9 protein-coding genes are annotated in these 12,306 nt (G+C 51.7%); 7 read left to right on the top strand and 2 right to left on the bottom strand.

Annotated elements, in window-relative coordinates:
• Window positions 1–8: 8 nt before the first annotated feature.
• Together LG301_RS08575 and LG301_RS08570 are read right to left on the bottom strand one after the other, a co-directional pair.
• The gene (locus LG301_RS08575; RefSeq protein WP_404470661.1) at window positions 9–560 is read right to left on the bottom strand and encodes a hypothetical protein; all 552 of its coding nucleotides are present in this window, start codon (window positions 558–560) and stop codon (window positions 9–11) included.
• Window positions 557–1,999 (bottom strand): ethylbenzene dehydrogenase-related protein, encoded by a 1,443-nt coding sequence (locus LG301_RS08570; RefSeq protein ID WP_404475121.1) that lies wholly within the window; start codon window positions 1,997–1,999, stop codon window positions 557–559. Before LG301_RS08570 ends, LG301_RS08575 begins: the two co-directional genes overlap by 4 nt.
• Window positions 2,000–2,589: 590 nt before the next feature.
• On the opposite strand from LG301_RS08570, the gene LG301_RS08565 reads away from it, so the two are divergent.
• From LG301_RS08565 to LG301_RS08535, 7 genes are all read left to right on the top strand, one after another.
• Window positions 2,590–3,825, top strand: coding sequence for an O-antigen ligase family protein (locus LG301_RS08565; protein ID WP_404475119.1), 1,236 nt, complete (start codon window positions 2,590–2,592; stop codon window positions 3,823–3,825).
• Window positions 3,813–4,568, top strand: a complete 756-nt coding sequence (locus LG301_RS08560; protein WP_404475117.1) for an ElyC/SanA/YdcF family protein — start codon at window positions 3,813–3,815, stop codon at window positions 4,566–4,568. The genes LG301_RS08565 and LG301_RS08560 overlap by 13 nt, the downstream gene beginning before the upstream one ends.
• 48 nt (window positions 4,569–4,616) lie before the next feature.
• Complete coding sequence (locus LG301_RS08555) at window positions 4,617–5,054, top strand: low molecular weight protein-tyrosine-phosphatase (protein ID WP_404475115.1); 438 nt, start codon at window positions 4,617–4,619, stop codon at window positions 5,052–5,054.
• A gap of 778 nt (window positions 5,055–5,832) precedes the next feature.
• Window positions 5,833–6,984 carry a polysaccharide export protein gene (locus tag LG301_RS08550; protein WP_404475113.1) on the top strand — a complete coding sequence of 384 codons (1,152 nt, stop codon included), beginning with the start codon at window positions 5,833–5,835 and terminating at the stop codon, window positions 6,982–6,984.
• A 42-nt stretch (window positions 6,985–7,026) separates the two neighbouring features.
• Entirely contained in the window at window positions 7,027–9,282 is a 2,256-nt protein-coding gene (locus tag LG301_RS08545) for a polysaccharide biosynthesis tyrosine autokinase (protein ID WP_404475111.1), read from the top strand.
• A 6-nt stretch (window positions 9,283–9,288) separates the two neighbouring features.
• On the top strand, window positions 9,289–11,103 hold the full coding sequence (locus tag LG301_RS08540; protein ID WP_404475109.1) for an ABC transporter ATP-binding protein: 1,815 nt from the start codon (window positions 9,289–9,291) through the stop codon (window positions 11,101–11,103).
• A 21-nt stretch (window positions 11,104–11,124) separates the two neighbouring features.
• Window positions 11,125–12,264 (top strand): hypothetical protein, encoded by a 1,140-nt coding sequence (locus LG301_RS08535; protein WP_404475107.1) that lies wholly within the window; start codon window positions 11,125–11,127, stop codon window positions 12,262–12,264.
• The last annotated feature ends 42 nt before the right edge of the window (window positions 12,265–12,306 follow it).

Genomic DNA, 12,306 nt, shown 5'->3' with positions numbered 1-12,306 from the left:
AGCGATAATTATCGGGCCGCTAACCGCTGGCTGATTCCTAACGCGCCTAGGGCGATGCCGATGATCACCATGACGGCAATGACCCAAAGCGGGCTGTAGAAGGTGGTGTAAACCTCCCACCCCATCAGGCCGAGCACCTTGGAAAAGGCAGTAGTAGAGCCCGCCAAGTGCCCGCCTAGTGTGCCAGCACTGGCAAAAAATAGTCCGCCGATCAGTGCCAAGATCACCAGTACCCAGCGGCGAGCGCCGTCGAAGGCCGAGGCCCCAGCTTGCCATACCAGAAAGGTGATTGCTGAGTAGATGCCTAGCGACCAAAAGGACATCAACATATGGTTACGTGTTAGCGGGCTCGCTAAATTGGCCGCCATTGGCCAGACGATGAGCCCAATAGCGATAGCGGCAACCGCACCCAGCAGGCTGAGTACCAGCACCGGCAGCAGGGCGATGCGGCTAAGCTCCGCCATCCGGCCGGGCAGGAAAGCACCGACCAGAATCATAAGCGTGGCTAGCGCCCAGAAGCCTAGGGGGAAATGGACGAGCATGGCATGGGTGCCGTTCATGAGCGGTCTCCTTGGCGAATTGGGCGGAAAGCAGGCAGCAGGGCGAGGGTTGCGCCAAGCATGGCAATCAGACCTGCGATCAGAGTCATTAACCAGCGCAAGGTAATAGTGTCATTGAACTCCATCTCCACACCGTAGAGGGCAAGCTGCTTCTCGCTGTGGCGCGCCCGTACCGGAGTGCCCACGGCGATGTCCTCGGCGCCAGCGTGGGCGCTACTGATCAGCAGTGGCCAGTTGACTTGACCGGGGTAGAAGAGGGTCATGTCGAACCAGTCAGTCGACCAGGTCGGTGAGTCTCCCTCGAAGGCCATCGCCTGAAAGTCCGCTTCGCGTCCGAGCCCTAACGTGTAGGGGTGCGATACATAGTGCCAGCGACTGCCGGTAGCGTTGCGATAGACGGCGATGCCGATGTCGTAAACACCCTGCTCGCGGAAGGCCTTGTCGTCCAGTGGGCTGCGGGTGTCCATATCTCGGACGAGGGTCACATCCCAGTAACCGTCGGCCCAGCGGGCTGGGCCTTCGTGCACCATGATATCGCCGCGGGAGCCAATAGGCTCGCGAAGTAGACGCCGAGGGATGACATCGCCGTTTTGCCAGTCGTGGTTGGGGTCGAAATCGGTTCGGTTGTTATCCGAGAGAAAATAGACGCCGTCAAAGTCGACCTCTCCCGATGTCACGTCCTCCCAGCGCAGCGCACGCTGGCCAGTCTGCTCAGGGTCGAGCATCCAGCGTGGCTGGCTGTTGTCGCTGTCCCAGTTGGTGGTGAAAGGACTAGAGCCAGCATCGCCGTGGCGATATTCACCGATCCACTGGTCATCGGAGGCGCTGATGGCATTGGAGCGCCCCGCACGCCAATGCCAGAGGTCGAGAAAATAGCCGGCCTCACGCTGTATCGCCAATATGTCGGCGTCAACGACGCTGCGCCAGTCATTCTGGTCGGATCGCGAGGCTGGCAGGTACTTGCGCACATCGCTTTCGCCGAGCGCCTCCCCCAGGTGCGGGTGCGCCTGCACCTCAGCCGGTGAAGCAGAGTTAGTGAAGAAGCGCATCTGATTGCCGACGGTGATGTAGCCACCGTAGCGGCCGAACTGAGGAACGCCACCGTCATCCACCAACATTGAGACTCGGTCCTCATAGGTGCCGTCCAGATCAGGCCCTGGCACCGAGCGGCCGTGGCGAACCCACTCGCCGTCCTCGTAGCGAAGCATGTCGTGATAGACATGGGGCTGCGAAGCTGGCCAGCGATAGCGGAAGAAGATCTGCTCTCCATTGTAGGCGGCCTGCACCTGTAGGGGCATGGTTAGCTCGTCGGGGATGAAGATGTTGCGCTCAGGGTCGTTTTCGATGATCCCAGTGCCCTGGGTGATCCAGGCCAGCCCGAGAGCAATCGGTAGCCCCAAGACTAGCCAGGGGGTAGTGCCTTTATTGTGACTTGTCATGTGATCTCCCCCTGACCAGGAAAGTGGATCATATTATCGACCATCGAATAGATGACTTCTTTAGAAGGCGTTCAGAAAGATTGTCCGTGCTTAGTACAGTTAGTTTATTCACGACGCAGATTATGGTCTGTGCGGTGCCAAACAGATGCTTGTCCATTTAGGGGCCGCCGCGTTAGCCAAACGCGCTCTATGACTGGGCTGAATAAAGAGACATTGTGTTTAGGCTTTGATTATTACTAAGCTAAGCATATATGCCATTACATCCATGATTATTATTTTACTTTGAAGGTTTAGTTGCGGTGTGTGATTGATAACTGGTTTTTCCATCAATAATATTATTTTTCTCAACATTTTTTAAAAAAAGTGCTTGCAGTTAATTTAGATTAGTGTTGGTTTTTTGAACGTAATGTTGGGTAAAGGCGGTTATGGCCCGCCTTATGGTTAGCAACAGGCTGGTAGAGACTTAGTCTGGATAGCCCAAAATTATGTTATGTGCGATCTTACCTTCCTGAATCACACATCTGGGTATGCTTTTGAGAGTGTGACGCTAGTGGCCCCCTTATCTGTGATATTTACAAGGCAAACGATGTATGCAGGCAATAGCACTCACCACATTACCGCTGCTGGTACCTATGGGTTATTGGCTGGGGCTGGTGATCTCCATTGTATGGGGGGGCCTTGTGTGGAATAAGCGACGAAAGCCAGGCTCCATCAACATTAAGCATGTTGCTGGGCGTGGTGATGGCCTTTTGTTGGGCTTGTTAGTCGGGGTAGGTGTCGTGGAAGTCATCGTCGGCCTATGGCACGACAGCTTAAGGCAAGCGGTGCCCTTGGCCGGTGCTGCTTGGCTTGCGGCATTGGCGTTAGTCGCGGTGCGTGCTGTTGCGCCTAAACCACAGGCGTGGTGGGTCGGTTTAGCAGTGTGCGGCCTCGGGGCAGGGGGCTGGGCTGCGTGGCAAAAACTTGGCATAGGGTTGACCCGAGCGACAGGGCATCCGCCACTGCACTCTATTTTTTTTGGTAATTTTGCGTTGCTAAGCGGCCTGCTTTGCTTGGCAGGGCTTGGGTGGGCCTGGCAACAGCATGCATCACGCTTTTATTGGATTATGCTGTTAACGGGCGGTGCTGCGGGAGGTTTACTAGCGTCGATATTTTCAGGTACGCGAGGTGGCTGGTTGGTAGTACCGCTGATGCTCGGTATATTTTACGTTGGTTATACTCATCGCTGGCGAGCGAGATGGCGCTGGTTAGGAGTGTGCTCTGTACTTGCGTTGATTTTTGCGGCGTATGCCATTCCGCAAAGCGGTGTGGCAAAACGCACAGATAAGGCGGTGAATGAAGTGCATCGCTATATTGAGGGAACTGGATTTGGTTCTGTGGGGGCGCGCTTGGAAATGTATCGTGGTGCGCTCTGGTTGATGCGTGAGCAACCCGTTATGGGGTATGGGCACCAGGGCTATGAGCCCGCGATGCAAACGTTAAAGGTAACGGGTGTGTTAAGCCCGGGGCTTGGTAATTACTGGCATGCTCACAATGACCTTTTAGACGCTTGGGTTCGGCGAGGTGTGCCGGGGTTTTTAATGGTGTTAGGGCTTTATCTTGTCCCCTTATGGCGCTTTCTCCCCGGTTTGCGCAGCGAAAACGCTAACGAAAGGTCTTTTTCCATGGCAGGTGTGTTACTGGTAATAAGTTTTATAAGTTTTGGCTTGAGCTATTCGTTTTTTGCATACCCGGCAGGAATAGCAGCTTATGCTAGCTGGCTGGTGTTTCTTTGGGTTCAGGTGCCGGCAGCGTGCTCTCAGGATACATCACCGTGTATGGCTTAGTTAAAACGCTGACGGCGATATTATTAATGCCGATCCCGTTATTGGGGATTACCTTCGGCGTTGGCTTATTACTCCGTCGATGGAGCCGCTACCGTTTAGGCGATAACCTGATGATCGTGGCGGTGATATTGCTTCTGCTAACTGCATGGGCGCCAGTCGCCGATAGCCTCCTTAGGCCGTTAGAGTCAAAGTATGCAGCATTAATAGAATGGCCGGAAAATAGAGAAATTGACGCTGTGGTCGTGTTAGGTGGCGGCTGGCAGCCAGAGCAACCGTGGTCAATCACCGGGCGTCTTAGTGATAGTTCGGTATCTCGTTTGATGGAAGGACTAAGGTTATGGAACCAGCGCCCAGACTTGCCATTATTCGTTTCAGGGGGTGGATCGGATCCTGAAATGACCATGGCCCATGGTTATGCTGAGGCCGCCGAGTCATTGGGCGTTCCCGGAGGGCAGATCATAAAACTGGTCTCTCCCAACGACACCGCACAAGAAGCCAGCGAAGTGGAGGCGATACTTGGTGAAGGCGCCCATGTGTTACTGGTGACATCAGCATCGCACATGCCACGTGCCATGCAGCACTTCGAACGGGTAGGCTTAAAGCCAGTGGCAGCACCTACGCACTATCTGGTTAAACAGACGAAAGGATTCGCTTATTGGGTGCCTTCTGCTCGTGAACTGCGTAAAACGGAGCGAGCGATTTATGAGGCGTTTGGGCTTCTGGCGATTCGTTGGGAGCATTAAGTACGCAACTAAGACACCTCTTCTCACTTGCCTAGGAATCAGTCAGCCATGTTCGAACGAATTCTAGTGGTTTGCACCGGAAATATTTGCCGCAGTCCTGTTGCAGAGGCCTTTCTGAGACAGCAGTTACCCAAGTGCCAGCTCAGCTCAGCAGGCCTGGGCGCTTTGGAGGGTGAACCCGTCTCATCGCTAGCGCGGCAACTGGCTGAAGCGGATGGCTTGGATGTTACTCACCATCAAGCACGGCAACTTTCAGGGATAATGATTCAAAAAGCTGATCTTATTCTTGTGATGACCGAAGGGCAGCGCCGCGCTGTAGGAAAGCAAGCGCCACAAGCGTTGGGTAAAACGCTGCTGCTTGGCCGTTGGCTGGATGGGGGTAAAGGGCGCGATATACCTGATCCTTATAGAAAAACGAAGGAGGTGTTTGCACATGTTCATACACTGCTTCGGGACGCTACTCACTTATGGGCCGAAAAGCTCTAGGGTTATGCGAAAACTAACGTCACTGATCACAAGGCGTTAAACATTCCGTTGCGCGCCAACCTAAGTAAAATGCTCCTCCATTGTGTTCTAAAGGCTTGACTGCTAGGCAGTTTTTCTCCTTTAGTTGTTGTCTATTAAGCGTTTCATGCATGAATTTACTGCCTGGAACGGTTCCTCAGGCATTAACCACTGATTTTTACACTTCTCCGGCTAATTGCCTTGCTCTTCCGCTTAACGCCCGCCATTTTTTCCATTTCCGTTGTTTATTCACCTTCTGAAATTTCTGTCTTGTTGATAAGGCGAATAAGCATGCCGCTTTTTAGATAAATTTTATTCGGGTCTTTCTGTAGCATTTTTTAGCACAGTAAATTGGTTGATTTTGATTAGCTTTCAGATTTTAAAACGTTAAAAATCAATAACAATAGTCGTCACTTTTTATGTGATTTAATTGTTTTATTTTATTTGAAAATGAATTTTAGAGCGTGATTAAAACTGTATCAGTTTTCCTGAAAATAGGGCGGTTTACTTTTGACGCGTTTATTCATACTGACCGGTCTTGGAAAGCACTAAAAATCTCACCCTGCCATAACGATGTAAATGGAAGTAATTATTTTGTATTTTTATGTAACCTTATTATTGTTTATCGAATCAGTACGGGTGTCATACGGCGCGGCATGGATTCGTAGCTTGACGACAGTTTTCATAAGGCTCTGGGAAATGCCCTTATCAAAATCCCTGGGCGGTAGCGTGGCAAGACGAAAAGCAAAGGGAGCATATAATGAATAAATTCAATACTATAAAAGAGTCTGAGTCTAGCCGGCATACTGGGCGTGTGGTTCGCTATCTGATGCTAGTCGTGCTTCTAGGCGTCCTCAGTGGATGTGCCATGGCGCCTGGTGGCCATATAGACAAGAATAATCTTGAGCAGTCACTGGATGGGCGTGTGAACGTACAGCCCATTACGCCTGACTTGGTGAATGCGATGGTTGAAATGGAGGCGCCTACCCGGGCAACGCTTGTAACACTAGACCAAGAAGTTCAAGGGTATGAATACCGTGTAGGCCCTGGCGATATCCTGAGCGTGATTGTCTACGATCATCCTGAATTGACGATTCCTGCGGGTACCGAGCGCTCCGCCGCGGAAACCGGTAACCGTATTCGTCCTAATGGCACCATGTTTTACCCCTACGTTGGGCGCGTTAAGGTCGACGGTATGACGCTTGACCAAGTCCGGGACCTGATCGCACAGCGGCTTTCCAGCGTCATTACTGACCCCCAAGTAGAAGTGGGCATTGCGGCGTTTCATTCTCAAAAGGTGTATATCAGTGGTGCGGTAGAGAACCCGGGTACGCTGCCATTAACCATTGTGCCTATGACTGTCCTGGATGCTATCAGTGAAGTGGGTGGGGCGCGTGATAACGCTGATTGGCACAACGTCACGCTTAGTCGTAATGGCAGAGAAGATAAAATCTCGCTATACGCCATGATGCGCCAAGGGGACATGACTCAGAATCGCCTGCTACGCAATGGCGACTTGCTTCACGTGCCCACTATGGAAAATCAGAACGTTATCGTGATGGGTCAGGTGATACGCCCTGGCGCGATTGCCTTGGGTAATGAGCGCATCACCCTCACCGATGCCCTTGGAAGAGCTGGGGGTGTCAATGAAAGTCGTGCCGAGCCTTCAGGCATCTTCGTTGTGCGTGGGAACCCGCCAGGCAGTGAGAAAATTGCCACGATTTACCAGCTAGATATTCGAGATGCCACGCGCTTGTTACTAGGAACACGTTTTCCTCTAGAGCCTCAGGATGTGGTGTACGTCACTTCCGCGCCGCTGGCTCGTTGGAACAATGTGATCTCGTTACTACTGCCTTCCGTAAGTTTGCCGGGTGACGTTGCGACCGTTGCAACGGATGTCGGTGAGCTTTAAGCACCGCACAAACTATTATTCTACGAGTAATGAGGCATGGCTATGACTCACTTTCCCCCGGCACCCTCGTCGCCTGGCCCCCAGGAGGGCGACGATCTCAATCTACGTAAGCTAGTCGATACGCTCTACGACCACCGCTGGCTTATTATTTCGTTAACAGGCATTTTTCTTCTCGGCGGCTATTTTTACGCCAGTTCACAGCCGCGAATCTACCAAGCGGATGCGTTAGTGCAAATTGAGGCGAGAGGCTCGAACTTAGCGTTTATGGACCCATTAGGTGAAAGTCAGCCTGATAACCCCACTGCCGCTGAGCTTGAAATCCTCCAGTCGCGAATGGTGCTGGGCGAAACGGCTGAACGGCAAGATTTAGCTATTCAGGTCGAACCGCGCCGGTTACCGATCGTAGGTCGATTCCTTGTGAGTCATGGTGTTACTCAAGCCTCGATTGAAAGCATCACGCCTGCATTTATACGTGAGTGGTTAGGAAACGGTGCGAATAGTGACTGGCAAAGCCCTTATGTGTGGGCAGATGAGTCGCTACGCGTAGCACGTTTTGAAGTTCCCGATGAACATATCGGACAGGATCACACTCTTCGTATCAAAGAAAACGACAGTTTCGACCTGCTACTGGAAGGCACTGTCATGCTGGCTGGCAATATTGGTGAAACCGTTCAAGACGATGCGCTGGGCTATCGCTTGTTTATTAGTCAGGCAGTCGCGCAGCCGGGGTCTGAATTTATCTTAAAGCGAACCTCGTCGCTTGATGCAATAAAGAGCTTGAAGAGCCGTTTCGAAATTTTACCGCGAGGCATTGAGTCAGGGGTTTATGAACTTAAGCTAAGTGGGGCAGATCGCAGAGAAATTCAGCCTACGCTAGATACCTTAACGGGCGTTTTTCTTACCCAGAACGTACAGCGTCATTCCGAAGAAGCAGAGAAGCAAATCGCTTTTCTTAACGAGCAAATTCCTCAAGTGAGTGATCAGTTATCCAATGCTGAGGGAATGCTTAATGATTATCGGGCGCAGCGCGACTCCGTAGACTTAACATTTGAGACCCAAAACCTTCTTACTCGCGTCGTAGAAGTAGAAAACCAGCTGAGTGAACTTGCCATGAGAGAGGCAGACTTAGCTGAGCGGTACCGTCCTTCCCACCCCAACTATCAGACACTTTTACGGCAGCGTTCCCAGCTGACAGCAGAGCGCGACAGCCTGAATGCTGAGGTTAATGAGCTACCAGAAACGCAACAGGAAGTGCTTCGCCTGACGCGTGATAGCCAGGTCAATCAGCAGGTGTACGTTCAATTACTTAATCAGCTGCAAGAGATGCGACTAGTGAAAGCGGGTACCGTGGGTAACGTACGCATTCTGGATGCCGCTATGCTAAGTCCCGGCACGATTGCACCGCGCATTTCCCTGATTACGGCCGTCAGTGGCCTGCTTGGGGCGTTGCTTGCGACGATGTTAGTGGTGGTGCGTTTATTACTGAGTCGAGCGATCAAAACTCCTGAACAGCTTGAAGAGTTAGGTCTTCCGGTTTACGCAACGCTGCCGGACTCTGGAGAGCAGGCAGGGCTTACTGAGCGAATCCGCCCGCGCCGTTCGAAAAAGGCACAGGAAGTGTTTAGAGGTTTGCTAGCCGTTAAAAAACCCGCCGAAATTGCTGTGGAAGCCTTGCGTGGCCTGCGTACTAGTCTCTATTTCGCGATGCTTGAATCTGACAATAACCGCCTGATGATAACCGGTGCGAGTCCCGGGGTTGGTAAGAGTTTTGTGGCGGCTAACTTGGCAGCGGTATGTGCTCAAGCGGGTCAAAGAGTCTTGTTGATCGATGCGGATATGCGTCGCGGTCACTTGCATCATGCGTTTAACGGTAAAGGCGTAAAGGGCCTGTCGGAGCTTCTGGCACGGCGTATTGATATAGATGAAGCCGTTCGCCATAGCGATTTAGAAGGGCTTGATTATGTGGCGCGCGGCAGTGTGCCGCCAAATCCATCAGAGCTTTTGATGCAGCAAAGTTTCCACGATTTTCTTGAAGCAATGAGCCAAAACTACGACTTAGTCATCGTGGATACGCCGCCCATACTCGCGGTCACGGATGCCTCGGTCGTAGGCAAACTGGCCGGCACTAGTCTAATGGTTGTGCGTTTTGATGCTAACGCCCCCGGCGAAATCAAAGCCGCTAAGCGCCGCCTGGAGAATGCAGGTGTGAAACTCAAAGGTGGAATCCTAAATGGCGTGAAGAAATCCACCAATAGCCGCCATGGATATTACGGCAGCTACCTCTATGCCTACCGGTGATTCACTATGCTAAAGCAATTGCGCGAATTCTACTCTTTACTGACCCAGCAACAACGTCGGCAATTGTTGAGGCTCCAGGTATTGATCATTGGCATGGCGTTGGCTCAGATTGCAAGCGTGGTCGCCATTGGGCCTTTTATGGCGGTAGTGGGTGATATGAGTAAGCTCCAAGGCGATGGATGGCTCGCCTGGGCTTACGATATTAGCGGTATGCAAAGCCCTAAAACGTTTTTGAGTTTATTGGGGGGGATGGTACTTGGGGTATTGCTACTAGCTGCTTTGGTATCTATTTATACCACTTGGCGGCTGGCGCTCTATAGCGCTCAGGTAGGGGCGGAACTATCAAGCCGCCTCTACCGTTATTATCTTCACCAGCCATGGCTGTTTCACTCTGTCCAGAATACCAGTGGCTTAACCACGAAAGTCTCTGCAGAAGTCCAACGAGTGACCATTAAGATCATTAATCCCGCCATGGAACTCAACGCGAAGTTGATCATGGTGTCATTGATGACGCTGGCCATTTTTCTTTATAACCCATTGGTCGCAATATCCGGCATGGTGATCTTTGTAAGCACTTACCTATTGTTGTACCAGACGGTTAGACGTTATCTCACCATTAACGGAAAGCGCGTTTCTGAAGCTCAGGCCAAACGTTTCAAGTTGATGAACGAAGGGTTCGGGGGCATCAAAGATCTTTTGTTACTTCATCGGCAGGCGGGGTTTACCTCGCGGTTTGATAAGGCAAGCCAACGTATTGCGCGGGGGGAAGGTGTTACGCAGGGCTTGAGTGAAGCGCCGCGCTTTGCGATTGAGCTGGTGGCATTTGGCTCGGTCATTGTACTGGTACTTTATCTGCTTAATCTTTATGAAGGGAATTTGGGCGCTATTCTGCCAGCCCTTTCAATTTATGCGCTGGCAGGTTTTAAAATGCTGCCTGGCTTTCAAAAGATTTACACCTCCATCACAAAGATACGCGGCAACCTAGCTGCCTATGACGCTATTCGTGACGATCTAATAGCCAGTCGTGATGAATTGAAAAACACTCACATAGCCAGCGTAACGCATGAGAATACGCAGATAACACCTTGGGTGCCTCAACGCGAAATCAAACTGCAGGATGTGGCCTTTGACTACCCAGGGTCTCGAGGTTTCGCACTGGATGGACTTAACTTAACGATTCCCGCTAATAAGATGGTGGGGTTAGTGGGGTCCTCTGGCAGTGGTAAAAGCACGGCGATTGATTTATTGCTGGGTCTTATTGAGCCTCAAAAAGGCGGGGTATTGATTGATGGTGTTCCCCTCACACCGGAAAACCTGCGCCATTGGCAGGCAGGCGTGGGTTTTGTCCCTCAGCAGATATTTCTTTCTGACGCCAGCATTCTCGAAAACGTTGCTTTTGCGATTGAACGCGATGATATCGATGTCGAGAGAGCTAAAGAAGCGCTCCACATGGCACAACTTGATGACCTGCTTGAACGATTACCCGAGGGCCTTGAAACACGGATTGGAGAACGAGGCGTTCAGATATCAGGAGGACAGCGCCAACGTTTGGGTATTGCCCGTGCCCTTTATCAGCAGGCCCGTGTTTTGGTGTTTGATGAGGCGACCAGCGCCCTGGATGGCATAACCGAACGTCGGGTGATGGATGATATTCAGCGGTTCTCCGGCCAAATGACCGTCATTATGATTGCCCATCGCCTAGCAACCGTTAAAGGGTGCGACATTATCTATATGCTTGAGAATGGGCGCGTGAGCGACGCTGGCACCTACGATGACCTTGTCAGCCGAAATCATACTTTCCAGATGATGGCCAATCTTTAGCCCTGAAAAAAGGATATCGTCATGAATCTGATGGGTGCGCTACTGCTCTTCTTGGGCCTCTCGCTAAGCAGTCTTTATCTGTTTCCCAGTGGTGCGCCCCAGATAGCTGATTTCGTATTGATGGGCTTTGCTGGCGTAATGCTGGTGATGTCGTTAGGTGACAAACAGCTAAAGGTTTCTCCCTTCGCAATATGCTGGGGAATGATGGTGCTCTGGGTGTTGTTAGTGTGCCTTACCTGGACACTGATCATGCAAACCACCACCTTCTTTAGACCTGCTCAGTTCTTCCTATTTAACTTCTTAATCGGAATGTCGTTATTGCGTTTTCTTAATGTTTACGGCGACCGTGCGTTAGGCATCATCCGCAGTGGCGTATCAATTGCCCTATTAATAGCGGCTGGCTATGCGGTAATGCAGTTAGCCATGGGCATTAGCCGTACTACAGGTAGTTTCAATAACCCCAACCAGCTCGCCTATTTTTCGCTATGCGGTGTGGTGTTGCTGCTCATGCTCGATGATTTTCATATACAGATGAGACCCTTAGCGCTGGCGGGACTCGCTGCTGGTGTACTGGGAATTCTAGCGGCTTCATCGCTAGCGGCCATGGGGGGAGGCGTCATGGTGCTGGCCGGTTGGGCAGTGGCTAACGCCCGCACAGTCAAGCACTTCGCTCGCTTACTTTTACTACTTCCGTTGCTGTTACTGGGTGTCTTGGTGGCCAACGTCAGTTCAGACGGACAAGTGCTGCGCAACCTGGAAGCGCGCATGGACAGGGCGCCTAGCAAGGTGGATAGCATCTATGAAGAGCGCAAGTTTGACCGGCTGATGAACTTTCCTGAGTACGCCATTCTTGGGGCAGGCGAGGCTGAGCGCGAGCGGTTTGCGCCCTACGACGGACATGAAATTCATTCATCCTTTGTCAATATGTTGTTTGCCTATGGTTTACCCGGGTTAGGGCTGTTCCTTTTAACCATTGCGGCCGTGTTACGTCGAGCACCGTTATATGTTTGGGCAGCGGTAGCCGGGCCATTGATTTATTCCACCACCCATAATGGCCTGCGTTCAACTCTCTTCTGGATTGTGCTGGTGGTCGGTTGGCATCTTTACCGGGAAGGCTCTCTGGCTGTAACGCGCCGAGGTTTTGTTGCTGAACTTTCCTAACGTTGCTTCTCCAAGAGAGTCTCGCCGTATAGCTCGTCCGTC

This window comes from Vreelandella venusta, from assembly GCF_044809155.1.
In the GTDB taxonomy this organism is placed as follows: domain Bacteria; phylum Pseudomonadota; class Gammaproteobacteria; order Pseudomonadales; family Halomonadaceae; genus Vreelandella; species Vreelandella venusta_B.
This window is presented reverse-complemented; position numbering and strand designations above follow the sequence as displayed.